Origin of the sequence: Paenibacillus oryzisoli (assembly GCF_050467285.1) — a bacterium.
Classification (GTDB): Bacteria; Bacillota; Bacilli; order Paenibacillales; family NBRC-103111; genus Paenibacillus_E; species Paenibacillus_E oryzisoli_A.
This window is the reverse complement of the sequence record NZ_JBCMUN010000015.1, coordinates 29,441-53,936: the sequence shown is the minus strand read 5'-3', so window position 1 is coordinate 53,936 and position 24,496 is coordinate 29,441. Positions and strand designations below refer to the sequence as shown.

Sequence of the window (24,496 nt, the reverse complement as noted above, 5' to 3'; positions counted from 1 at the left end):
AAGCGGATATTCCATCCGCTTTGTTTGCTGTACGCTTTTTTCTTGCTTGCGCATAAAAACAAACGGCACAGGGCTTTTTCCCATGCCGTTTCAGATTCCATTTTTAATCCCAGTCTTGTCTTCAAGCGTAACTTAATGACATTGGGCCATACGGCTCTCTTTTTCTTTAGCTTCAGGACAGCACGGATTATATAACAAAAAGAGTCGGAATCTTGAATGTTCACCTAAGGCCATCATCCGCTATCCTGAATAAGATCGGGATGAAGATGGAGGTGTTTCAGCTTGGAACCGAAGGAACAACCGGATTGGCAAAATATGAACATCTTAACGCGGCATACCGAGGAGCCTCGCGCGAGCTTGATTCCTTATGCCGATGCCCAGACCGCTCTGGCGGGCGAACGGGCGAACTCTCCGTTCTATCAGTCGTTGAACGGCAGCTGGCCGTTTTATTATGCGGAGTCTCCGCTGGCAGCGCCGGCAAACTTTTATGAAGATCATTTCGATGCGAGCGGCTGGGATATCCTCCCTGTGCCTTCGAACTGGCAGTTGCACGGCTATGGCCGCCCGCAGTACAGTTCCTGCCCGTATCCGTTTCCGATAGATCCTCCCTATGTACCTCTGGAAAATCCGACCGGCTGCTACCGGACCGGCTTCGAGCTGCGGAAAGGATGGGAAGCGCGCAGGGTGCATCTTGTTTTCGAAGGGGTAGACCATGCATTTCACCTGTGGGTGAACGGGAAGCTTGTCGGCTACAGTCAAGGGAGCCATTTTACGTCGGAGTTTTATGTAAGCCCTTACTTGCGTGAGGGACACAATACGATAGCCGTGCAAGTGTACCAATGGTCGGACGGCAGTTATTTGGAGAGTCAGGATAAGTGGCGGCTGAGCGGCATTTTTCGGGATGTGTACTTGACCGCACATGCGCCGCTCTCGCTCCGGGATGTGAGGGTGCGGACGCGGTTTCCGAATGGCTACGCGACTGCGGTGCTGGAGTTCGCAACGGACCTTGCTTTCCCCGATTCGGAAGCCTGCAAGCGCGGCATCCTCCGAACGACATTGCTGGATGCCGAAGGACGCAACGTTTTCAACCGTGAGCATGACATCGCAGCAAACCAAAGCGTGCTGGAGCTCGCCGAAGCAATCAATGCTCCTCAGCTGTGGACGGCGGAAACGCCGCATCTCTACACGCTGCTGCTCACGCTTTGCGACGAACAGGCACAGGTCCTCGAAGTCAAAAAAATCGACGTCGGCTTTCGCGACATTGCCGTGTCGGAAGGCCAACTGCTGATCAACGGCAGTCCGATCATTATCAAGGGCGTCAACCGCAACGAGTTCGATCCTGAGCTCGGCTATGTGACCACGATGGCTTCAATGGTGCGGGACATCACCCTGATGAAGCAGCACAATATTAATACGGTGCGCCTGTCGCACTATCCGAACGACACGCGGTGGCTGGAGCTGTGCGACCGGTATGGACTGTACGTCATCGACGAGACGGATCTGGAGACGCATGGGTTTCATTTTTACGGAAATGAAAGCTATCTGGCGCAGCATCCGGAGTGGCGCGAAGCGTTCGTGCAGCGGGCCAGAAGAATGGTCGAGCGGGATAAGAATCACCCGTCCGTTATCCTCTGGTCTCTTGGCAACGAATCGGGCTACGGGGAGAATCATGATGCGATGGCGAAGTGGATTCTGGAGACGGATCCGACGCGTCCGATCCATTATGAACGCGCTTACGATGCACCGATTGTCGATATCGTCAGCTCGATGTATCCCGCTGTCGAAACGGTGATCGAAGAGGGAGAGAAGGATGATCCGCGCCCTTACCTTATGGTCGAATTTGCCCACGCCATGGGCAATTCCACAGGAAATCTGCAGGAGTACTGGGACGCGGTGTATACGTATCGGAGGCTGCTCGGCGGCTTGATTTGGGAATGGTCAGATCTGGGCATCCGTCAGCACGATGAAAAGGGCGAAGCCTGGTACGCCTATGGCGGCGATTTCGGCGAAGAGCCGCATAGCGGGCATTTTTGCCTGGATGGACTGCTGTTTCCGGATCGTACGCCGAAAGCGTCGCTGCTGGAATACAAGAAGGCGATTGAGCCGGTCAAAATCGAAGCCGACACGGAGCGTGCCGGGAAGCTGTACGTGTGGAACCGATATGATTTTCTGACGCTGAGTCATCTCAAGGGGACGTGGAGCCTGCTTAGGGATGGGGCTGTGATCGAGGCAGGGGAGCTGCCCCGTCTGCACATGCTCCCAGGCGGTCTGGATACGATCGAGCTCCCTCTGCGGCTGGAGAAACTGCGCCAACCCGGGGAGTATTGGCTGCGCGTGCAATTCACGCTGCGGGAAGCGGCGCCGTGGGCGGAGCCCGGGCATGAAATCGCTTGGGCGGATGTTCCGCTGAAGGCAGTGGCGGATTCTGAGCAGGTTCAGCAGGCTGTACCTGCACAGCCCCCGCTGGAATTGAAAGAAACGGCCGGTGAGTTCATTCTCACCGGCGCCGAAAGCGAGCTCCGCTTCAGCAAAGCAAGCGGCGTGCTCACGTCCTGGATGCATCAGGGGACCCGGCTGCTGGAGCAAGGGCCGAAGGTCAACCTGTGGCGGGCGCCCGTTGACAATGATGTGCACCTCGCCAAGGCGTGGGTAACAGCAGGGTACAACCGGCTGGTACTCCACGCACGCTCGGTCGCCGCCGAGCAGACGGTGGACGGTGGCTGCCGCGTCGTGACCCGCGCGGTGCTCGGCGCCCGGGGCGCCAGGCCGCTCTTCGACGTGAGCGTCAGCGTCCTCGTCGCGCCAAGCGGCGAGCTCGAGCTGACGCAGGAGCTCGTCCCTCGCGATCTCGGCAACGGAGAGGCGCTGCCGCCGCTGCCGAGATTCGGGGTCGAGCTGGCGATGCCGCACGGCTTCGACCGGCTCGCCTGGTTCGGCCGGGGGCCGCACGAGTGCTATGCGGACCGCAAGGAAAGCGGGAAGCTGGGTGTATACAGCGGCTCCGTGCAGGAGCAGTTCGTGCCGTACATCAAGCCGCAGGAGAACGGCAACAAGACCGACGTGCGGTGGGCGGAGCTCACGAACGTACAGGGCGTCGGGCTGAGGTTTCAAGGCAGCCCGGCGGCGCAGCCGCATTTTGAATGCAGCGTGCATCAGTACACGACGGAAGACCTCGCAACCGCCAAGCATGTGCATGAATTGACGCGGGTCGACCGTTCGCTCGTCAAGCTCGACGCCCGACAGAGCGGGCTGGGCAACCACAGCTGCGGCTACGCGCCTACGCTGGAGAAGTACTTGATACCGGCACAGAGACAGACCTTCACGGTATGCATGCAGCCGATATCACCGAACGAATCCAGACAATCTTGGAGGGATCCCCTATGACTATGCTTATTACAGCTTGTAAAACCGAATACATGACGAATCCGCTCGGCCTGGACTGCCTTCAGCCGCGGCTATTTTGGCAGCTGGAGTCGGACACCCCGGGCGCAAGCCAAAGTGCCTATCACATTCAAGTGGCGACAAGCCCGGAGGGGCTGGCGCAGGGCGAAGCCGATATGTGGGATAGCGGTGAAGTGCGCTCCGACGCATCCACACACATTCCGTACGATGGAGCGCCGCTGCAAGCCGAAACCGCCTACTTCTGGCGCATTCGAGCCTGGGACGCAAGCGGCGAGCCGTCGGCCTGGAGCGATACCGCGTTCTGGTCGATGGGCCTCCTCTCTCGCGGGGAATGGAAAGCGAAATGGATCGGTCGCAAGTCCGAGCCGGAGCTTGCGATGCAGCCGTCGCCGTATTTCCGGAAGGCGTTCGTTCTGAACAAAGCCGTTCGCCGCGCTGTCGCTTATGTGACTGCGCTTGGCGTTTACGAGCTGCATCTCAACGGGGAGCGGATCGGCGACTGGTTCGCCCCGGGCTGGACGGATTACAATATCCGCGTGCAGGTGCAAGCCGTAGAGCTTACGGATAAACTAAGGGCGGGAGAGAACGCACTCGGCGCCATCGTAGGTGACGGCTGGTATGCCGGCACCGTCGGCTTTCTCGGAGACAAGGTGTACGGGGAGCGCCCTTTTTTCCTGCTGCAAATGACCGTTGAGTACGAAGACGGTACGAAGGAGCGCCTCCTTACCGATGCTTCCTGGAAAACAAGCCGGGGCCCGATCCTTTACTCCGATATGATTAAAGGGGAAGCCTACGACGCCCGCGAGGAGCTCACCGGCTGGGATTTGCCGGGCTATAACGACGAGGCTTGGGAAGTGCCAGACGTGCGCACAGGCTATAACGGCCATCTGGTTGCGGCGGTGGAGCCGCCGATCCGCATCACGAAGACGATGCGTCCGGTTAGCGTCGAGCGAACCGAAGCGGGCACCTACGTTTACGATATGGGGCAAAATATGGTCGGCTGGACAGAGCTCAAGGTACAGGGCGAGCGGGGCACGCAGGTGACGATTAGCCACGCGGAGATGCTGAATACGGACGGGACGTTGTATCTGGACAATTTGCGCCTTGCTGTCCAGCAGGAGCATTATACGTTGAAAGGAGGAGGCGTAGAGCGTTTTGAGCCGCATTTTACGTTCCACGGCTTCCGTTACGTCGAGCTGATCGGTTATCCGGGCGAACCGGATTTGGAGACGATCACGGGCAAAGTGGTGCATTCGGACACGCGGGTCTCAGGGCAGCTCGAGACGTCCGATCCGATGGTGAACCGGCTGTATGCGAATATTACATGGGGGCAGCGCGGAAACTTCCTATCGGTGCCGACCGATTGTCCGCAGCGGGATGAGCGGCTCGGCTGGACGGGGGATGCGCAGATTTTTGCCCGGACGGCGGCGTACAACATGGACGTGTCGCGTTTCTTTACCAAATATGTGCAGGACATGGTCGATTGTCAGCAGCCTTCGGGCGCCTTCACAGATGTCGCGCCGGATGCGGGCTGGATTCGCCACAAGAATTGGAACACGCGCCTCAACTGGTTCGCCCCGGATAACTCCGGCTGGGGGGACGCCGGCGTCATTATCCCGTGGACGCTTTACCTTATGTACGGTGATGTGGGGGTTCTCGCCGCCAACTACGACGCCATGGTGAAATGGGTCGAGTATTTGAAGCATACAACGGACGATCTCGTCCGGCCGGGCTATGCGAACTATGCCGATTGGCTGTCTATCGGCGCGGATACACCGAACGAGGTGCTCGCGACGGCGTACTTCGCTTACAGCACGAAGCTGCTGGCGCAGATCGCCGGCGTGCTCGGCAAGACAGAAGATGCACGGGCTTACCAAGAGCTGTTCGAGGGCATTGCCGCAGCATTCCGACGGGCATTTGTAGATACCGAAGGCCTCATCTACGGCGATACCCAGACCGTGTACGTGCTCGCACTGCAATTCGGGCTGCTGACGGAATCGCAGCGCGAGCAAGCTGTGAAGCGTCTGGTGGCAGACATTCGCGGCCGCGGCGACCGGCTGTCGACGGGGTTCCTTGGCGTCGGCTATCTGTTGCCGGCTTTGACAGACAATGGCTGCCTTGATGTCGCGTACAGTCTGCTGACGCAGGAAGCTTTCCCTTCATGGATGTACTCGATCAAGCACGGGGCGACGACGATCTGGGAGCGCTGGGACGGCTGGACGGAGGAGAATGGCTTCCAGACACCGTCGATGAACTCCTTTAACCATTATTCGCTGGGCTCTGTCGGCGAGTGGATGTTCCGCTACATGGCCGGCATCGAGGCTGATCCCGCAGCGCCGGGTTTCAAGCACGCGTTCATTAAGCCGAAGCCGGGCGGCCGTCTGACGTCCGTAAAGGCGAGCTACGCTTCGCTCTACGGCATTCTGCAAGTCGCTTGGCAGCTCACCGGCGAAGGTGATTTCCGGCTGGAAGTCGAGGTGCCGCCTAACACGACGGCAACCATTCACATGCCGGGTGCGGAAGGCGCGGTTCATACGGTAAGTTCAGGAAGCTATGTGTTTGAAAGCGCTTCTATGCTACACTAAATGAAACTTCCTTGAAGCAGTCCGAATTCGGGTTCGAAGGGTGAGCGATTTCAGCCGCCCCTCTTCCGGGTTCGGCTGTTTGCGCATAGAAAGAGAGGCGGGACACCCGATGCGATGGCTGCAAAGTCTACCCAACATTTTCATGGCCTTGTTTCCCAGAATCCGAACGACACTGCTGCTGAGTTATTTCGTTATTATTTTGATCTGTATTGCCTTAATCTCCACCGCTTCCTTCTATATTTCCTACAATTCTATGGCAGAACGCGTGGAAACGGCCAGCGCACAGATGGTGCGGCAGATCGAATTCAATATGGATAACGATTTTCACAATAAACGCAATCTGCTGCTCGCTCCTTATTATAACCAGGAATATATCGATAATATCAACGCTTATCCGGGGATGGACAGTCAAAATAAATTTCTGTTCCGGCAAAAGCTTGGCGATTTGTTCCTCAAGGGCTTTAACATTACGCCGATTCCGGACTTTATTCGGTTTCAGATTTACTACAGCAACGGTGAGCTGCTAAATTCCTCCGACAATACGTCCTTCGGCAGCGAAAGCGAGGTGCTGAACTCCGAATGGTTTCGGCAGGCGGTGGCTAAGGACGGGCTGGTTACTTTTTTCAACTCGTCGGGCATGTACTCCACGGCGATGCTGATTCGCGATTTCTCAAATCCGATCGGTTTCATCGTGGTGCGGGCGGACTACACTTTCGGGCTGTTTGACGGCATTCGCCAGCGCGCGGACTTGACCGCGAATTCCCGGTTTCTCATTCTGAACGAGAGCAATGCACCGATCTATGATTCGACCGAAGGACGGCAGCAGGCGATTGATTCGGGTACGCTTGCCCAAATTGGCGGCGACAGCGGCAAGTTCTGGACAGGCAGCGGCGACGCCAAGATGCTCGTCTCTTATACACGTTCACAGTACTCCAATTGGAAGACGGTTCTGATTATGCCGAAAACCGAAATTTTCTCACCCCTCGATAAAATCAAAACAACCGCAATCTGGACAGCCCTCGCGGCGCTCGTCGTGTCGACGATTTTGTCGCTGCTGTTCGGCCGAAGCATCACTAAGCCGATTTTGCATCTTTACAAAACCGTGAACCATATCAAACGCGGGGATTTCTCCGTGCGGGTGGATATTAAGCGTAAGGACGAAATCGGTCGTATCGCGATGAACTTTAACGCCATGCAGGATGAACTGCAGAAACAAATCGAAACGAAGTACGTGTATCAAATCAAGCTGCAGCAAATGGAGCTTGCGCTGCTCTACTCGCAGATCAATCCGCATTTTCTCTACAACACGTTAGACAGCATTAAAGCGATGGCGGATTACTATAAGGTGGAAGAAATCGGGCAGATGTCGCAATCGCTGGCGGATATGTTCCGTTACAATACGAGAAATTCGAACGAAGTTGTCACCTTACAGGAAGAGCTCGTACAGATTGAAGCTTATATGAACATTCAGAGCATTCGTTTCGAAGGTAAAATTGATTACCAGTTGGACATTGAAGAGACATTGTTTGATTTTCCGATGCTCAAAATGACGCTGCAGCCTCTTGTGGAGAATGCCGTGTTCCACGGCATAGAGCGCAAGCGGGGCAAGGGGTGCATTCGTCTGAAGGCATGGCGCGAGGAGGACGGCGTCTACATTCAGGTAAGTGACGACGGCGTCGGCATTTCGGAAGTAAGGCTCGAGGAGATCAGGGACTCCCTGCGCCAGCCGCTCTATCAAGAGGAGTTCAAGCTGCCGGCGGCAGCCAACATGGGCATCGGTGTCCAGAACGTCTATGCCCGGTACACCATTCGGTACGGCGAGGGGTTCCAATTTCGCATCGACAGCCGCAAAGGCAAGGGGACTCAGGTGACGCTGCATCTCACGGCGTAAGCGCGGAACGGAATGTAGGATTTTTCAACATGAGAAGTCGTTATCGTGAATGGGGATCAGGTAAGCGCTTGCAATATAATGAGGGTGTAAGGTCAATTAAAGGAGGGGCAACAGAAATGAGGAAAATGAAAACGGTAACAATGTCAGCTTCCATCGCCGCTGTGATGGCTTTGACCGCGTGCGGAAGCGGAGGAACGAATACGACCGGCAGCTCGCCGGCAGCGGGGACGCCTACGGCTTCTACAGCAACGGCTACACCGGCACCAGCGAAGAAAGATCCGGTCACACTGACTTTTGCCATTGCGAATACCGTTGACGTGGCGCCATTTAATAAGATTTTCAAGGAGTACGAAGCCAAGACGGGCAACAAAGTGGAAGTACAGGCACTCCCCGGCGGCGACTTTGACAACATGATGAAAACGCGCTTCTCCACCGGCGATTTCCCGGATCTGTTCCTCATGCAGCCGGGACCGAAGCAGTACGTGAAATTGAGAGCCTCCGAGACGCTGAAGGAATGGTCGAACGATACGGCGGTATGGGATCGCATCATTCCGACGATGAAAGATTTCCAAATGGATACAAGCAAAAAAATATACGGCGTTCCTTTCGGCGCTACGGGCATGATGGGGATTTACTATAATAAGGACGTCTTCACGAAAGCAGGCATTCAGCCGCCGAAAAACTACGCGGACATGATCGAAGGCGCCAAAAAAATCAAAGCCGCCGGTATTACCCCGTTCTATGAAGGTGTGAAGGATGGTTGGCCGCCGCAGGTATTCTATTTTACAGGCTGGGTATCTAACGTTGATCCGGCGATTGGCGACGAGGGCGTGCAGAAGCTGGAGAAGAACGAGCTGAAGCTCGCCGACATCCTGGCGCTCAAGGACTTGTTCGCGAAGCAAAAAGAGCTGAAAGACCTCGGCTTGATTCAATCCAATCCGCTCGCGGGCACGTTCGATGAACTGCAAAATCAGATGGGCGAAGGCAAAGTCGGCATGGCGTTCATGCTGGACGGCATTATCCCGCAGCTGGAGAAAAAGTTCGGAAAAGACTTCGTGACGAACAAAATGGGCTTCTTCCCATTCCCTTCGGCGACGGATGCAGGCACAGCAATGATTACGCCGCCGAATCAGCTCATGATTCCGACGAAAGCCAAGCATGCCGACGTTGCTGCGGATCTGGTCAAATTCATGATTTCGCCGGAAATGGTCGACCTTTACTACCAAGCAGCGCCGGGAATTCCGATTTTCCAAGGCGCGAAGAGCAGCCTGTATCCGGTGCAGCAAACTGTAAAAGATCTCATTGATGCGAATAAAGCAAAAATCAACGTACAGAACCGCTTGACACCGACCTTCGCAGATTTCCAAAAAACGCTGCAAACATTCTTTATTGACGGGGATGTCGATAAAGCGTTGAAGGAATTCTCGGCGAACTATGAGAAAGACGGCAAGGCCAAGCTGCTCGACGGCTTCAAGTAAGCGGCGCTAACACCATGTCCGGTCGGAGGTCCGCTTCCGGCCGGAGCATTTTCGAATGAAGGAGGGGAGCAGAGTGGGAAGGCTGAAATATCCGTTATACTTTTCGTTCCCGGCGCTCGCCGTGTTCCTGTTGTTTTTTATTACCCCAACGCTGATCGGGTTTTATTACAGCTTCACGGATTGGAATATTAACGCAGACCGGATTCAATTTACAGGTCTCGCGAATTATATCGAGCTATTTAAGGAGCCAAGGCTTAAAACCGCTTTTATCAATACGCTGATCTTTGCCGGTGCCGTGACGCTTTTGCAAAATTTTCTGGGATTGGGCCTGGCCCTCATACTAAATGAAGCATTAAAGCTGCGAAACCTGCTGCGCATGATTTTTTTTATGCCGTATGTGATTGCGCCGATTGTCATCGGCTACATCTTCCGTGCGATCTATCATCCCGAGCATGGGATTGTGAATACGCTGCTTTCGAACGTCGGCCTGGGTTTCCTCGCACATGATTGGCTGAACGATCCGAAGTATGCGCTGTTTTCCATTATTGTAACGGATCTTTGGCGGGTAGCTGGCTTCTCGATGGTGGTGTATCTGGCCGGCCTGCAATTCATTCCGAAGGATCTGATCGAGTGCTCATCTATTGACGGCGCGAAGTATTGGCAGCGATTCCGTTCCGTGGTGTTCCCGCTTCTCGCTCCGGCGCTAACGGTGAACGTGCTGCTGTCTATGATCGGCTCAATGAAAGTGTTCGAGATGGTGATGGTGCTGACCGAAGGCGGTCCCGGCTATACGACGGAAGTATTCTATACGTACATTCGCGGCATGTTCAGCACGGGCTTGTTCGGCTATGCGACAGCGGTGAATGTGGTGCTTTTCGTACTTGTAACACTGGTTGGCGTGCCTGTTCTGATGGCAATGAAGAAAAGGGAGGTCGAGATGTGATGCGGAACCGAACGCGGCTTGTGCTTCTGGAGCTCTTGGCCATCTTACTCGCCTGCTGCATTCTGATTCCCTTCATTATGATTCTGGTTAACTCGTTTAAAGGCATTCGGGAATCGGCGCTCTTCGGACTGTCGCTGCCTGCCAAATGGGAGTTTACGAATTACAAGGAAGTGTTTCAGCAAGCAAATATTTTGCGCGGGTTCAAAAACAGCATTCTCATCTCGGCATTGGTCGTCCTCTGTGTGAATGTGTTTGCGTCGATGGCCGCTTTTATTATTCAGCGGAGGGACAGCCGCTTTCTGCAAGGCGCTTACTACTTGTTCATCATGGGCCTGATCGTCCCGGTGTCGATCGTGCCGACGATTAAGCTGATGGGCGACTTGCACATCAAAGGCACCTATTTCAGCCTTATCATGTATTATACGGCGGTACTGCTGCCGTTTGCGGTGTTCCTACTCGTCGGATTCATGAAATCGATTCCCCGTGAGCTGGACGAAGCGGCGCTCCTCGAAGGCTGCAGTTTTTTTCGGTTGTACTGGCAAATCGTGCTGCCGCTGCTGATGACCGTTCTCGTTACGGTGTCCATCGTCGTGATGGTGTCCGTGTGGAACGATTTCTTCGGACCGTTCTATCTCATGACCGACAGTACGAAATGGACGATTGTCTTGCAAATCTTTAACTTTGTGACGATGTACAGCACGAACTGGGGCGTTGTGTTCGCTTTTATGGTACTCGTGGTATCCCCGGTACTGATTGTTTATCTCATTCTGCAGCGTTATATTATCGACGGTTTGACAGCAGGTTCGCTCAAAGGATAGTAAGGATCTCGATCGCCAAAAGGAGGAGCAGGAAATGCGGAGAGTCATCATTGTGGACGATGAAAAGTGGATACGCAGAGGATTGATTCAGTCCATTTCCTGGGACGAATGGGGCTTGTCGCTCGCCGGCGAAGCGGCGGACGGGGGAGAGGGCTACGATATGGCGCTGACGCTTCAGCCGGACATTCTCTTCCTCGACATGCGCATGCCAGGGCTGGACGGCAAGCAGCTGATCGGCATGCTGAACCAAGAGCTGCCGGATTTGCTGACGATTGTAGTCAGCGGGTACTCGGATTTTGAATATACGAAAGAAGCGATTCGTCATAAAGCGTTCGACTACTTGCTCAAGCCGGTGAAAAAAGAAGAGCTGGCGGCCGTCGTGCAGAAGGCTTGTCAGGAGCTGGACCGGCGCGAGGCGGAGCGGCGCAAAGCTTCGCGCGAGCAAGGCGAGGACTGGCTGCGCCAGCTGCTGCACGCGGAAGAAAGCCTGGCCGAGAAGCTCGTGCCTGCGAGCTGGCGTGGGGGCGAAGCGGCCCTGTTCCTTGCCCACACGGATCGCTACCGCGATCAAGTGGAGCCAGAGCGGCTGCTGCCTGCGATGCAGGAGACGCTCTCGCGGATGAAGCCCTTCCTCTTCGGAGGGCGTTGGCAGTACGAGCTGATCTCTTTGCAGGATAACGGCAAAGAGTGGGCTCTTGCGGTCTCCGCGCCGAAGCTGGAGCCGAACGAGATAAGCCGGCTGCACACCAGCTTGAGCCATGCCATGGCGCAAACGAGCGGTGGCGCGAGCTTCTCCTTCGGCGTCAGCCGCGTGAAGCGGCAGGCCGCCAAGCTGGGCGAGGCGTGCCACGAAGCGCGGAAGGCGCTGCTGCGCAAGCCGCTCGCAGCGACGGGTGTCCTGCAGGATGCGGAGCACATGCAGCCGCAGGCGAGCCGCCAGTACCCGCAGGATCAGGAGAATGCGTTCCTGTGGGTGCTGCAATCGGGCAACCGGCAGGCGGCGGAGCTCGAACTCGAGCGATTGTTCGCAGCGTTCGCCGAGGGGCCTGCGACCGTAGCGCATTTGCAGTGGAGCGCGGACCTGCTCTTACATGCGATGGAGAAGCAGCTGCAGGCGAAGGAGGCGCGGGTCGAGGACATTTGCGGCGACAATACGCTCGCCTACGCAGAGAAGATTCATCTGCGCAACGACAGGGATTCGATGAAACAGCTGTTCCAGGAGGAACTGCTGCCGCCGCTCGTGAGCTACTACAGCCAATCCGGCGAGAAGCTGGGCGAGAAAGCCGTGCTGGAGCTCAAAACGTGGATGGAGAGCAACTACAGCCAATCCCTGTCCCTGCCACAGATCGCGAGCAGCTATTATTTGAACGCGGACTATTTAAGCCGGATTTTTAAACGAATGACAGGTCAGAATTTCATTGATTACTTAACGGATATTCGGATGCGCAAAGCGAAAGAGCTGATGAATAAATCGAAATACAAAAACTATGAAGTCGCCCAGAAGGTCGGGTATGAGGATTACCGCTATTTCAGTCAAATTTTTAAAAAGAAAGTCGGCATGACCATCGGTGAGTACCGCAAATCGATCGGTCAGGCGGACCACGAAGGAGAGAAACAGATATGTCCAAGTCTCTGATTCCCGATACGCTGATGCTGGAAGAACGCGCGAAGCACGCGATCAATGCCATGATCGGCATGGCGGATCACGATCACAATTATATTCCGTTTTTTGCCGCGAATTTGAATCATAAGCCGGCTTACGTGACCCATGGGGATTGGGATTACGGTTCCTCCCACGGGCGGATGATCGATGGCTTGATTCTGGCCCGCCATATGTCCGGCGAGACGTTCGGCAAGGAGATCGAGGAAAGGTATCGGGCGAACCTGCTGTCTTTTTTCAAAGAAGACGGGATGAGCTACCGGCAGATCAATCCAACGCGCGACTGGGAGCCGAATGCGAATTTAATTGACCAGCGGGCGGTCATTCTATCGCTCACAACCTGGTATATGGAAACCGGCGATCCAACGGTGAAAGAGGCGGCGGACCGCCACGTGGCGGCGCTGCGGCGCATTGCGGTGAAAGAACGGGATGTGTGGTACTACCCGGCTTCGGAATACAAGGAAACCGGCTGGCCGTCGGCGAATGCGATCCAGCTTCGTCTGGCGCCGGACCCTGCGGCATTCTGCGGCCGCCTGGTGATGCCACTGCTCAAATATCACGAGCTGACGGGCAACGCCGACGCGTTTGAGCTGTGTCAGTTTTTCACGGCGCTGATCATCGAGCGCAGCGGTGTCTTCAACGCCGATGGCAGTTTCAACGACTCGCTTGCGTATCGCAGCGGACATTTCCATACGCGGATCGGGACGCTGGATGCGATCGCGAGATTCGGCGCTTTTACCGGCGACGCGGCCATCATTGCCTGGGTGAAGAAATGCTACGACTGGGCCTTGACCAAATGTACGGCATTTGGCTGGACGCCGGGGGACCTTCATGAGCAGGCGTACGAGCATGAGACGTGCTCGCTGGTAGATCTGATTGCCACGGGCATCACGCTTGCGCGCAGCGGCTATGTCGAATACTGGGGCACGGTGGAGCGCTTTCTGCGCAACCATCTGGCGGAATCGCAGCTGCTGGACCTCAGCTGGGTCGAGGAACTTCAAGATAAATCGCAGGATATTCCGGCGAACACAAGCTTTTATAAAGTGGCGGAGCGCACTAGAGGCTCGTTCGCAGGCTACTCGGCGCCGAACGACTTTGTCTGTGACGTTAACGAAGGACGCGGTCATACGAGCGATTTGCAGTTATGCTGCCTCGGCTCGGGCACGCGGGGTCTTTTCATGGGCTGGAGCAACACCATAACGGAAAAAAGTGGCGCAATCAGCGTAAATTTCCTGCTGAACCGCGGCTCCAAATGGCTGGATGTTTCTTCGTATTTGCCGCATGAAGGCAAGGTGGTGCTGCACATTCATACGGATCTCCCGCGCCTGCAAATCCGGATTCCGGAGTGGGCCGGTTTTACGAAAATCCGATACGTACGCGAGCTTGACGGCGAAGTGACCGAGGGCAAGGGCAGCGAGGCCAGCTCCTGGGTCAATAAGCATTTCCTGCTGCTCGGACCAGCGAAAGCCGGGGAAACGATTACGGTCACCTTCCCGCTCAGCTTCCGCAAGACGCTGGAAAATGCCGTCGGCCAAACATTTGAGACCGAATGGCGCGGAGACGATGTCGTGAACATTACGCCGAAAGGGAAGAAAAAGCCGCTCTACAGCGATCGCCGCGTTTTCGATGAAGCGCCGATGCGCGAAGGGGTGTACCGCCGTCTCGACAAGGAGTTCGTATGGTAGGCGTGTGAGTAGAAACCTTAAAGGAGGCATTGCGATGCAAACGGTCGTTGCGATTTATACCGGACAGGGACTGGCCGATCCGCTCAAAAAGGTATTTCAAGAGCTGCTCCCGGACGTTCGGCTTGTGAACATTATCGATGACAGCCTGATCGGGGACGTTGTACGTGCCGGGCATGTTCCGGAGCTTGTACAGCGACATTTGAACCAATATTATCGCCATGCGCAGGAGCTTGGCGCAGACGTAATTCTGAACACCTGCTCCTCCGTAGGGGATGTGGCGGACGAGGCGTCGGCCGGCGGAACGATCGGCGTGCCGATCGTACGGATCGACGAATGGATGGCGGCGCGGGCGGTGGACGGCTATGCGCGCATTGCCGTGTTGGCCACGCTGCCGTCGACGCTGGAGCCGACGCTGCGGCTCCTCCGCCGGAAAGCGGAGGAAGCGGGCAAGACTGTTACGCTCGTGAGCGGGCTGGCCGAAGGCGCGTTCGATGTGCTGGTTGGCGGGAAGCCGGAGGAGCATGACCGGCTGCTGTTGGAAACGGCGAAGCGGGCTGCCGGCGAGGCGGACGTTCTTGTCCTGGCGCAGGGATCAATGGCACGTATGGAGCAGGCGTTGGCGGAGGCGACCGGCAAGCCGGTGTTGTCCTCGCCGAAGTCTGGCGTGGAACAGGTGAAAGCCGTTCTCGCTGCGATGGAGCAGGCAGAAGCATTGCGCGAGGAGGGATGACAGCATGAATCAAGAGCGAGTAACAGCCGTTTATTTGGTGGAGACGCCCTATTCGCTGGAGAAGGCAGCCGCTTCGATCGCGGGCGAGCAATCGACCGGCACGTTCACGGCGGTGCCCGGCGAGACGGATGCGCTAAAAGCGCTGCACGGCGCGGTGGTAGAAAGCATCGAACCGCTGGAGGAAGCGGATGCGCCTTCACTGCCTGGCGCCAAAACGCCGACGAACCACGACGGCAAGTATCGCCGCGGGATCGTGAAGGTGTCTTTTCCGCTGCACAATTTCGGTCCTTCCATCCCGAACCTGATGTCGGCGGTGGCCGGCAACCTGTATGAGCTGCAGGAGCTGTCGGGGCTGCGACTGCTGGATCTGGAGCTGCCGGACGCTTTCGCGGCACGGTATCCCGGCCCGAAGTTTGGCATTGAAGGGACAAGAAAGCTGACGGGCGTCTACAACCGGCCAATCCTCGGTACGATCGTGAAGCCCAGCGTCGGCTTATCCATGGAGGAGCTGTCGGCGCTGGTGGAACGGCTTGCGCTGGCGGGCATGGATTTTATCAAGGATGACGAGCTCAACGCCAATCCGCCTTACGCTCCGCTGGAGCACAAAGTGAAGGCTGTCATGACGGCTGTCGAACGGGCGGCGGATCGTACGGGCAAAAAGCTCATGTACGCATTCAACATCACCGGCGATTACGACGAGCTCAAGAGGGGGCATGATCTCGTGGTTGCGGCCGGCGGGAACTGCGTCATGGTGAGCATCCTCAGCGTCGGCCTGTCGGGCCTGACGGCGCTCAATCGGTACAGCGAAGTGCCGATTCACGGGCACCGCAACCAGTGGGGGATGCTGACGCGTTCGCCGCTGCTCGGCATTGAATTCACCGCTTACCAGAAGCTGTGCCGTCTGGCTGGGGCGGATCATCTGCATGTGAACGGCTTGCAGAGCAAGTTTTACGAAAGCGACGCTTCCGTCGTGCGTTCGATTGAAGCCTGCACGGCGCCGCTGTTCGGCGGGTATGCAACACTGCCGGTCGTCTCCTCCGCCCAATGGGCGGGAACGGCGCCAGCGACGTATGCGGCCACGCGCACCGTGGATGTCATGCATCTCGCCGGCGGCGGCATGCTTGCGCATCCTGACGGCCCTGCGGCCGGCTTCGAGAGCATGAAGCTCGGCTGGGAAGCGGCGGTGCAGGGCATCCCGCTGGAGCGGTATGCGGCGCAGCATCCGGCCCTGCAGCGGGCGATCGAGAAGTACGGGAAGGGATGAGGCCAATGGGAACCGAACGACAGGAGGCTCTTGGGCAAGCGAGGAGCCGCCGTCCGCTCTGCTACTACGGCGATGATTTTACGGGCTCCACGGATGTGCTGGAGTCGCTGTTCTCTGCAGGACTCAAGACGGTCCTGTTTCTTGAGCCGCCGACTTCGGAACTGCTCGAGACGCGCTTTGGCGACGTCGACTGCTTCGGTGTTGCCGGCGTCGGGCGTTCCATGACGCCAGAGGAAATGGATCGGGAGCTGCGCCCGATCTTCCGGATGCTGAAGGCGTCCGGCGCAGCCGTCGTCCACTACAAAATCTGCTCGACGTTCGACTCCTCGCCGGGCATAGGCTCGATCGGCAAGGCCGCGGAAATCGGCCGTGAAGTGTTCGGCGGCCGGTACATTCCGCTCCTGGCCGGTGTCCCTTACTTGGGCCGATACACGGTATTCGGCCAGCATTTTGCCGCCGGCGGCGGCGTCGGGGGCGGGCCCGGTGCGGTGCACCGGCTGGATCGCCACCCGACGATGAGCCGGCACCCGATCACGCCGATGGCGGAGGCGGATCTGCTCCGGCATTTGCGGCAGCAGACCGCGCTGCCGTCGGATTTGCTTGATATCCGTGCGCTGGACGGCACGGAGGCAGAGGCGCAGGAGCGGCTCGAGGCGCTCCTTGCCAGCGGGGAACAGCCGGCGGAGCTCGTGCTGTTCGACGTCCTGGACGAGCGCCGGCTGGAGACGGCCGGGCGCTTGATCTGGCATGAGGCCGAGAGAGGGGACGGCCTGTTCGTCATTGGCTCCTCCGGCGTGGAGTACGCGCTGGGGGCCGTGTGGCGGCGGGACCGGGAGCTGGGGGGCGTTGCCAGCCCAGCGGCGGGCGCCATAGAGGGCGCATCCGACGCTGCTGTCGCGGGCGCTGCCTTACCGTCCGCCGAACCGTGCGCCGCCGGCGCACCTATCGCACCCGCGGCTGCCTCAGCGCAGCGCTCGCCCGCTGCGCCGTCCCCGCTGCTGGTCGTCTCCGGCAGCTGCTCACCGGTCACCGAAAGGCAGATTGACCGCGCGCTGGAGACCGGCTTCCACGGCATTCGCGTGCCTGTGGAGAAGCTGATCCGCGCTGAGACGAGGGCGGCGACCGTCGGCGAGCTGCTGTCCGAGGCGCGTGGCGCGCTCGAATGCGGACGGAGCGTGATCGTCTATTCCGCGGCGGGACCGAAGGATGCGAGTATCGATCTGCTTCGTGACCTGCTGGCTGTGCAGGGCCTACGGCCCGAGGACAGCAGCCGCCTGTTGGGCAGCGCATTGGGGTTACTCACCAAAGCGCTTGTTCAGATGCTTAGGCTTCCTCGTGTGCTCATCGCCGGCGGCGACACCTCCGGGTACGTCACTCGGGAGCTCGGCATCTATGCGTTGGCGTGCAAGGCGGTGCTTGATCCTGGCGGACCGCTGTGCCGGGCCTATGCGGCCGAAGCGCCATTTGACGGCCTGGAGCTTGTCCTCAAAGGCGGGCAAGTTGGCAGCCCCGACTTTTTCGCCAAGGTGGCGGCGTGGCACTGTGAATAACACGTACGAGAAATTGGTTCATAACAAAGAGCAGTTCGCCATGCGGCGTCTGCTCTTTTTTGAAATTATGAGGCGATCTCAACGCCAACCGATCTACTTTCGCAGACTCAGAACGCGATGACCTGCAGAAAGTACATCCATTTTTCCGAAAATCATCAAAAATCTATGTAATCATGTAAAACTTACATCTAATTTTTGGAAAATGAGGGGGGTTACCCTTTTTTTCATTCGAATCGGGTAATTTACATGTACATTATGCAGGTCAATGACTTATTTTCCCATTCGAGCAGTGATTTAAATGTACAAAATGCAGGTTCTCTTCATTCTGGGGGCATCAGCCACTACGTTTGCTCGTAGCCCTTCATTTTCTTTTCTTCCTCATTCGATTGAGCTTTTTTTGTCGAGTTCCGCTCGATAAATCGGGTGTCGACCCGAATTTTGGTATGGGTTTCTTCGCCGAGCTCTATGGATTCGATGACAAGATCGACGGCCAATTGAGCAATTCGCTTTTTCTCGACGTGAATCGTTGTCAATTCGGGCGAGACAATTTGAGACTCTGTAATATTGTCAAAACCGACGACTGATACTTGCTCGGGCACCTGAACACCCAGTTCAGTCAGTGTTTTTAAGGTTCGAATCGCGATATAATCGCACTCGCAGAACAAGGCAGTAGGCAGGCGGCGCCCTGGCTCCAGGTAAAGTTTCAAATGCGCTTTCAGATCTTCCTGCGAGGAGATCATCGTAGGCGCGACCGCGAACGTATGTTCAGGCAAAATGGTAAGATCATTGTCGCGCAGGGCTTGCTCAAAACCCTCTCTACGTTCATCGAAATTATGGATGCGCACATTGGAAGCGATATAGCCAATCTCGCGATGACCCGATCGACATAAATGTTCCCCTGCTTGATAAGCACCCATAAAGTTATTAATAGCAACGAAATGGAGTGGCAGATTATCAAAGCAATTATCCAAAACAACAAGTTGAGGGCCAAGCCGTTCTGCTATCTCGGTTATTTCATGCGTATGCAGATTGGTGCCTAGCAGAATAATTCCGTCGCTTTGCTGAATCTCGGCGATCGAGCGGATGTCGCGATCAAAGTGATTCATATTCACAGTGGAAAATAGCAATGAATACCCCTTGGAGCGGCATCTGTCCTCAATATAATGAATCAGCTCCCGAAAGAAGGGCTGTTGGTAATATTCCTCAAGCACAATGCCAGCGTTCGTAAAAACCAAAAAGGACAGCGATCTCGACGTCAATTCAGAGGACGCTGCACGGGGCTTAGGTGCATAGCCGCTTTCCCTCGCAATTTCAAGTACGCGTTCGCGCGTTTCGGCGCTGATGCCCGGCTTTCCACTGAGCGCAAGTGATACGGCAGATTTAGATACACCTGCAAGCCTCGCGATATCATCCATCTTCATCTTCTATAATCCCCATTTTCTAAATTAGTTGAGTAAGTTTAGTTTAAGTGTTGATCGATGAAAATGCAAGTTATCGAGTTATATTCACTAAATAATTTATATAAACAAATATAAAAATTCACTAAAATCATATTGACTCGCTGATAAATTCGATATAACATGAAATTATACCTGAAAAACAACTAAACAACAGAAGTTAGTTTAGTTGTTTTGGAGCAATGAATTATATCTGTTTTTTAATTTGTTTATCTAAACAACTGAGGGGGAGCTCTTTTGAAAAAATTAAAGTTAGGCTACGCGCCAACACGTCGATTTGTCTTCAGCGCAGAGGATGCTTTTAAGTACAAAGTCATGATTAAGGAAAAGATCGAAAGCTTTGGTATGGGAATCGATATCGTGGATCTGGAGGGTATTAATTCAGAGGGACTTTTATATGACGATAACATAAATGCGGATCTCATCATTGATCGGTTTAAACAGGAGCAGGTGGACGCGGTTTTCTTCCCGCACTGTAACTTCGGGACGGAAGATACGGTTGCACGCGTTGGCAAAGCACTTGGAAAGCCTGTGCTCTTATGGGGGCCGCGAGACGAAGCTCCACTCGAGGATGGCATGCGATTGCGTGATACACAGTGCGGCTTATTCGCAACGGGCAAAGTGCTGCGCCGGTTTAATGTTCCTTTTACCTATGTCACGAACAGTCGGGTGAATGACCCGGTTTTTGAACGAGGTTTCACGAATTTTATCGCAGCGTCCAATGTCGTTCGTCAGTTTCGCTCGCTGCGCATCTTGCAGATTGGCCCTAGACCGCCCTCGTTCTGGACGATGATGTGCAACGAAGGAGAGCTGCTGGAGCGCTTTGGCATTGAGCTGCATCCGATCACACTCGTCGACATTCAAAGGGCGTCCAAACGCATCGAGAATGGCCACTCTTCCGAGCTGACGGAAGCTGTTGATTACATCAAAGCCAAGCTGGATTGGACGGAAGTGACGGAAGCGGATGTGAAGCGAATCGCCTCGCTGAAAGTGGCGATGAAGCAGTATGCACAGCAAACGGGCAGCACGGCGATCGCCATCCAATGCTGGTCGTCCTTGCAGGAGGCCATGGGGATTATGCCATGTCTCGCCAATGCGATTTTAACAGATGAACAAATTCCAGTGACGTGTGAAACGGATATTCATGGGGCCATCACTTCCGTTATGGTTCAAGCGGCATCGATGAATCAGGCACCTACCTTTTTTGCAGACCTAACGGTACGGCATCCCGAGAATGCGAACGGTGAACTGTTGTTCCATTGCGGTAATTTCCCCGTGTCTTTGTCGGTGGAAGATAAGCCTAAGCTGCGGAAGCATTTCTTGTTTGATGATCACGCTCCGGGAACCCACGAAGGAGAAATCAAGGGTGGATCTATGACGCTGGCAAGATTTGACGGAGATCATGGTGAGTACCAATTGTTCCTAGGACGGGCGAAAGGCATTGCAGGGCCTTACACGCGCGGTTCTTATGTTTGGGTGGAAGTGAACGACTGGCCGCTATGGGAAGAAAAGTTGGTAAAGGGCCCTTATGTCCATCATTCCGTAGGTATTCATGCAAACGTGATTCCTTCTCTCTACGAAGCATGCAACTATATTCCGGGTCTAACCCCAGATCCTGTTGATCCGACAGAAAGCGAAATTCAGGCTTGGCTCAGAGGCAAGGGCCTGTAACCCTAGGAGGAATTATGGAAATCAGAGATCTGCAAGCGAAAGCTGCACAAATTCGGATGGATGTACTCGAAATGATTTTTCGGGCAAAAACAGGTCATACGGGTGGTTCTCTCAGCAATGCGGATATCGTGACGGCGCTATACTACCGGATCATGAAGATTGATCCTGCCAACCCTAAGGCCAAGGATCGGGATCGTTTCATCCTCAGTAAAGGGCATTCGGTAGAATCACTTTGGTCCGTCCTTGCCGATAGGGGCTTTTTTCCTAAGGAGGAACTAGCAACCTTCAGTCAATTCGGCACGAAACTTATCGGACATCCGAACAATAAAGTCCCTGGCATCGAAATGAATACTGGTGCGCTCGGTCACGGACTTGCGGTTGCCGTTGGCATGGCGCTTGCTGCGAAACGGGATGGCGCTGGATTTCGCGCATTCTGTCTCATGGGCGACGGTGAGCAGGCGGAGGGATCGGTCTGGGAGGCTGCGATGGCAGGGGCTCATTACAAGCTGGATAACTTGGTCGGCATTATCGATCGCAATCGCCTGCAAATCAGTGGATCCACCGAAGAAGTGATGGGACTCGAGCCGCTCGAGTCCAAATGGGAAGCATTTGGCTGGAACGTTGTCTCAATCGACGGTAACGATATGGGGGCATTAGTCGACACGCTTGAAGCCATTCCGTCTATAACAGGTAAGCCCACGCTGGTTATGGCGAACACGATAAAGGGGAAAGGCGTTTCCTTTGCCGAAAATGTCCCTCATTGGCACCATCATGTACCGAATGATCACGAACTTTCGCTAGCCCTGGGCGAGCTCGCAGCGACTTTAGAATCGTACCGAAGGGAAGGGATATGAAGATGAACACCATTCCGAATCGCCAAGTGATTTGTGAAACGCTGCTGGAGATGGCACAGCATGACAAGGATATTATGGTGCTGGCCAGCGATTCACGGGGATCGGCCGCAATGATGCCATTTGCCAAGGCTTACCCGGAGCAATTTGTTGAAGTCGGCATCGCGGAGCAGAATATCGTCGGCATCTCTGCAGGCTTGGCTCATAGCGGGAAGAAGCCATTCGTCACTTCACCCGCCTGCTTTCTAAGTATGCGCAGTATTGAGCAGATCAAGGTGGATGTCGCTTACTCCGGAACGAATGTGAAGCTGGTGGGCATCAGCGGGGGGGTCAGCTACGGAGCGCTGGGCATGTCCCATCACTCGGTGCAAGATTTGGCGGTAGCCCGGGCGATCCCCGGACTCGCCGTCATGATGCCAGCCGATCGCCATGAAACGAAGAAGATGACAGAAGCGCTCGTGGCGTATGAAGGCGGCGTATATGTTCGGATTGGACGTAATCCCGTTGAGGATTCCTACGAGTCGGATGATTACGACTTCAAGATCGGTAAAGCAGTGACCATGCGTGAAGGAACAGATATCACGATCATTGCTGCTGGGGAGACGGTGCGCGTTGCACTTGATGCGCATGAAGCTCTTCAAGAAGCAGGCGTATCTTGCAGAATCCTGAATATGCATACGATCAAGCCCCTTGACGAAGAAGCGATTGTAAAGGCGGCGAGGGAAACAGGCTATCTCATTACAGTTGAAGAACATAGCGTGCTCGGTGGGCTCGGCGCAGCCGTAGCCGAAGTCGTCGTACAGCACACCCCGGTTCCGATGCGCATTATCGGCATTGCGGATGAACCGGCGATCGCCGGAAAGACGGCAGAAGTATTCCGTCACTACGGCATCAGCAGCGAGAATCTTAAGCGTGTCGCGTTAGAGATGCTGGGCAAACAGGAGCAGAAGTGATGGATAAAGCGTACATGCTGGTCGTCGATCAAAGCACATCCGGCACGAAAGTGCTCATTATCGACAGGACTGGGACGATCGTGGCGAAATGTTCGAAGGAGCATACACAGCTGTACCCGCGTCCTGGATGGGTGGAGCATGATCCGATTGAGATTTACAACAACGTCAAAGAGACTGCCCTTCAAGCCATGAAGTCGATCGATATCGGGCCGGAATCGCTTGCTGCGTTAACGATAACGAATCAGCGGGAGACCGCGGTTCTGTGGGATCGGACGACCGGTCTCCCTGTATATCCCGCTATTGTCTGGCAGTGTCAGCGAACTGCTGACAAGGTTGCTGACCTCAAAGCATCCGGCTATGAAGAGGTCGTTCTTCGCAAAACGGGTTTAATGCTTGATCCTTATTTCTCCGCAGCCAAGTGGACCTGGATGATCGAGCATGCAGCGGGGGTATCGGAAAAGCTGGCGCGTGGTGAGCTGCTGGCCGGAACAATGGATAGCTGGCTCATATGGAACTTGACAGGCGGCAGCGTGCATGCAACTGATTATACCAATGCAAGTCGAACATCGTTATTTGATATCCATCAACTGAAGTGGGATGAGCAGCTTTGCAGTCTGTTTGGGGTTCCGGCAGAGCTTTTGCCGGAAGTCCGTTCCTCCGACGAGCTGTTCGGCTATACGGCAGATCCTGAGCTGTTTGGCGCGATCCGTGTGCCTATTACCGGTGTGATCGGGGATTCGCAAGCTGCCTTGTACGGCAATCAATGCTTCCGGATTGGCATGGGCAAGGCAACTTATGGCACAGGAACATCTTTGCTGATGAATGTTGGTCCGAATCCTGTGCCGTCCAGGAACGGCTTAGTCAGCGCCATCGCATGGGGGAAGGGCGGCAAGATTACTTATGCCGTCGAAGCGGTGATTCGTACATCGGGAGACAGTTTGAAATGGCTGCGGGATAACCTCGGGCTCTTCCGTACATTTGCGGAGATGGAGGAGCTCCTGGCTGGTATTACTGACAACGAAGGTGTCTACCTCGTTCCAGCTTTCGTCGGTCTTGGAGCTCCTTACTGGAATCCTTATGCCAGAGCTTCTATTACGGGAATGAATCGCAGCACGAACAAAGCGCATATTATTCGCGCTGCGCTGGAAAGCATTGCTTACCAAGTGCGCGACGCGGTAACGCTCATGGAGCAAAGCACGGGTATTCGGCTGGATCAGCTTAGGGCAGACGGGGGAGCTTCCGACAATGCAACTTTGATGCAGTTTCAGGCAGATATGCTCGACACGACCGTGATTAAATCTGAAATTGCGGAGCTTTCAGCCTTGGGATCCGTCTATATGGGGGGAATTGGCATCGGTTTTTGGCAGTCGCTAGCGGAAATCGCCGAGACGCATCGAGCCGGTATCAACTATGTTCCCAAGATGCAGAAGCAGGTGCGAGAGGTGTACTGTGCAGGTTGGGAAAGTGCGGTGGCTTCTATTGTAAATCGGTAACCTCTGGTTCTTGCGAACAACAGGTAAAATGGTCGTTGATTTGGAACAATAGCTGCATCGGTGCC

The 24,496-nt window shown here is 55.4% G+C and carries 17 protein-coding genes; 15 read left to right on the top strand and 2 right to left on the bottom strand.

Going from position 1 to position 24,496, the window contains the following annotated elements:
- Positions 1-224, bottom strand: a 224-nt coding sequence (locus ABE504_RS24585; RefSeq protein ID WP_430093895.1) for a hypothetical protein, incomplete at its 3' end; no start/stop codon positions are given.
- Between the two features lie 58 nt (positions 225-282).
- Here ABE504_RS24585 and ABE504_RS24580 point away from each other — a divergent pair.
- The 11 genes from ABE504_RS24580 (at position 283) to ABE504_RS24530 (ending at position 18,006) form a co-directional block, all read left to right on the top strand.
- Positions 283-3,384 carry a glycoside hydrolase family 2 TIM barrel-domain containing protein gene (locus ABE504_RS24580; RefSeq protein ID WP_430093894.1) on the top strand — a complete coding sequence of 1,034 codons (3,102 nt, stop codon included), beginning with the start codon at positions 283-285 and terminating at the stop codon, positions 3,382-3,384.
- Positions 3,381-5,987 (top strand): family 78 glycoside hydrolase catalytic domain, encoded by a 2,607-nt coding sequence (locus ABE504_RS24575; RefSeq protein ID WP_430093891.1) that lies wholly within the window; start codon positions 3,381-3,383, stop codon positions 5,985-5,987. Before ABE504_RS24580 ends, ABE504_RS24575 begins: the two co-directional genes overlap by 4 nt.
- A gap of 109 nt (positions 5,988-6,096) precedes the next feature.
- Positions 6,097-7,878 (top strand): sensor histidine kinase, encoded by a 1,782-nt coding sequence (locus ABE504_RS24570; RefSeq protein WP_430093889.1) that lies wholly within the window; start codon positions 6,097-6,099, stop codon positions 7,876-7,878.
- A 116-nt stretch (positions 7,879-7,994) separates the two neighbouring features.
- A complete protein-coding gene (locus ABE504_RS24565; RefSeq protein WP_430093888.1) occupies positions 7,995-9,356 on the top strand; it encodes an ABC transporter substrate-binding protein in 1,362 nt (453 codons plus the stop codon).
- 73 nt (positions 9,357-9,429) lie between these two features.
- Positions 9,430-10,299 (top strand): carbohydrate ABC transporter permease, encoded by an 870-nt coding sequence (locus tag ABE504_RS24560; protein ID WP_430093886.1) that lies wholly within the window; start codon positions 9,430-9,432, stop codon positions 10,297-10,299.
- On the top strand, positions 10,299-11,117 hold the full coding sequence (locus tag ABE504_RS24555) for a carbohydrate ABC transporter permease (protein WP_430093883.1): 819 nt from the start codon (positions 10,299-10,301) through the stop codon (positions 11,115-11,117). The genes ABE504_RS24560 and ABE504_RS24555 overlap by 1 nt, the downstream gene beginning before the upstream one ends.
- A 34-nt stretch (positions 11,118-11,151) precedes the next feature.
- Positions 11,152-12,753: a response regulator transcription factor gene (locus tag ABE504_RS24550; RefSeq protein WP_430093880.1), complete on the top strand. Its 1,602-nt coding sequence runs from the start codon at positions 11,152-11,154 to the stop codon at positions 12,751-12,753.
- Entirely contained in the window at positions 12,738-14,462 is a 1,725-nt protein-coding gene (locus tag ABE504_RS24545) for a hypothetical protein (RefSeq protein WP_430093878.1), read from the top strand. Before ABE504_RS24550 ends, ABE504_RS24545 begins: the two co-directional genes overlap by 16 nt.
- A gap of 34 nt (positions 14,463-14,496) precedes the next feature.
- Positions 14,497-15,192, top strand: a complete 696-nt coding sequence (locus ABE504_RS24540; protein WP_430093876.1) for an aspartate/glutamate racemase family protein — start codon at positions 14,497-14,499, stop codon at positions 15,190-15,192.
- A 4-nt stretch (positions 15,193-15,196) separates the two neighbouring features.
- Positions 15,197-16,456: a ribulose-bisphosphate carboxylase large subunit family protein gene (locus tag ABE504_RS24535; protein ID WP_430093873.1), complete on the top strand. Its 1,260-nt coding sequence runs from the start codon at positions 15,197-15,199 to the stop codon at positions 16,454-16,456.
- A 5-nt stretch (positions 16,457-16,461) separates the two neighbouring features.
- Entirely contained in the window at positions 16,462-18,006 is a 1,545-nt protein-coding gene (locus ABE504_RS24530) for a four-carbon acid sugar kinase family protein (RefSeq protein ID WP_430093871.1), read from the top strand.
- A gap of 341 nt (positions 18,007-18,347) precedes the next feature.
- On the opposite strand, the gene ABE504_RS24525 is transcribed toward ABE504_RS24530, so the two are convergent.
- Positions 18,348-19,427, bottom strand: a complete 1,080-nt coding sequence (locus ABE504_RS24525; RefSeq protein WP_430093869.1) for a LacI family DNA-binding transcriptional regulator — start codon at positions 19,425-19,427, stop codon at positions 18,348-18,350.
- A 273-nt stretch (positions 19,428-19,700) separates the two neighbouring features.
- On the opposite strand from ABE504_RS24525, the gene ABE504_RS24520 reads away from it, so the two are divergent.
- Genes ABE504_RS24520 through glpK form a run of 4 tightly spaced genes read left to right on the top strand, consistent with a single transcriptional unit; the run spans position 19,701 to position 24,431 of the window.
- Positions 19,701-21,134: an L-fucose/L-arabinose isomerase family protein gene (locus tag ABE504_RS24520; protein ID WP_430093866.1), complete on the top strand. Its 1,434-nt coding sequence runs from the start codon at positions 19,701-19,703 to the stop codon at positions 21,132-21,134.
- A 14-nt stretch (positions 21,135-21,148) separates the two neighbouring features.
- Positions 21,149-21,988: a transketolase gene (locus tag ABE504_RS24515; protein WP_430093863.1), complete on the top strand. Its 840-nt coding sequence runs from the start codon at positions 21,149-21,151 to the stop codon at positions 21,986-21,988.
- Between the two features lie 2 nt (positions 21,989-21,990).
- A complete protein-coding gene (locus ABE504_RS24510; RefSeq protein WP_430093861.1) occupies positions 21,991-22,938 on the top strand; it encodes a transketolase family protein in 948 nt (315 codons plus the stop codon).
- Positions 22,938-24,431 (top strand): glycerol kinase GlpK, encoded by a 1,494-nt coding sequence (gene glpK, locus ABE504_RS24505; protein WP_430093858.1) that lies wholly within the window; start codon positions 22,938-22,940, stop codon positions 24,429-24,431. Before ABE504_RS24510 ends, glpK begins: the two co-directional genes overlap by 1 nt.
- Positions 24,432-24,496: the final 65 nt, after the last annotated feature.

Bases quoted from the DNA above. Each gene is read 5' to 3' on its own strand.
- ABE504_RS24530 (WP_430093871.1), top strand. From the start codon at position 16,462: ATGGGAACCGAACGACAGGAGGCTCTTGGGCAAGCGAGGAGCCGCCGT.
- ABE504_RS24525 (WP_430093869.1), bottom strand. From the start codon at position 19,427: ATGAAGATGGATGATATCGCGAGGCTTGCAGGTGTATCTAAATCTGCC.
- glpK (WP_430093858.1), top strand. From the start codon at position 22,938: ATGGATAAAGCGTACATGCTGGTCGTCGATCAAAGCACATCCGGCACG.
- ABE504_RS24535 (WP_430093873.1), top strand. From the start codon at position 15,197: ATGAATCAAGAGCGAGTAACAGCCGTTTATTTGGTGGAGACGCCCTAT.
- ABE504_RS24550 (WP_430093880.1), top strand. From the start codon at position 11,152: ATGCGGAGAGTCATCATTGTGGACGATGAAAAGTGGATACGCAGAGGA.
- ABE504_RS24510 (WP_430093861.1), top strand. From the start codon at position 21,991: ATGAACACCATTCCGAATCGCCAAGTGATTTGTGAAACGCTGCTGGAG.
- ABE504_RS24555 (WP_430093883.1), top strand. From the start codon at position 10,299: ATGCGGAACCGAACGCGGCTTGTGCTTCTGGAGCTCTTGGCCATCTTA.
- ABE504_RS24565 (WP_430093888.1), top strand. From the start codon at position 7,995: ATGAGGAAAATGAAAACGGTAACAATGTCAGCTTCCATCGCCGCTGTG.
- ABE504_RS24575 (WP_430093891.1), top strand. From the start codon at position 3,381: ATGACTATGCTTATTACAGCTTGTAAAACCGAATACATGACGAATCCG.
- ABE504_RS24545 (WP_430093878.1), top strand. From the start codon at position 12,738: ATGTCCAAGTCTCTGATTCCCGATACGCTGATGCTGGAAGAACGCGCG.
- ABE504_RS24540 (WP_430093876.1), top strand. From the start codon at position 14,497: ATGCAAACGGTCGTTGCGATTTATACCGGACAGGGACTGGCCGATCCG.
- ABE504_RS24570 (WP_430093889.1), top strand. From the start codon at position 6,097: ATGCGATGGCTGCAAAGTCTACCCAACATTTTCATGGCCTTGTTTCCC.
- ABE504_RS24515 (WP_430093863.1), top strand. From the start codon at position 21,149: ATGGAAATCAGAGATCTGCAAGCGAAAGCTGCACAAATTCGGATGGAT.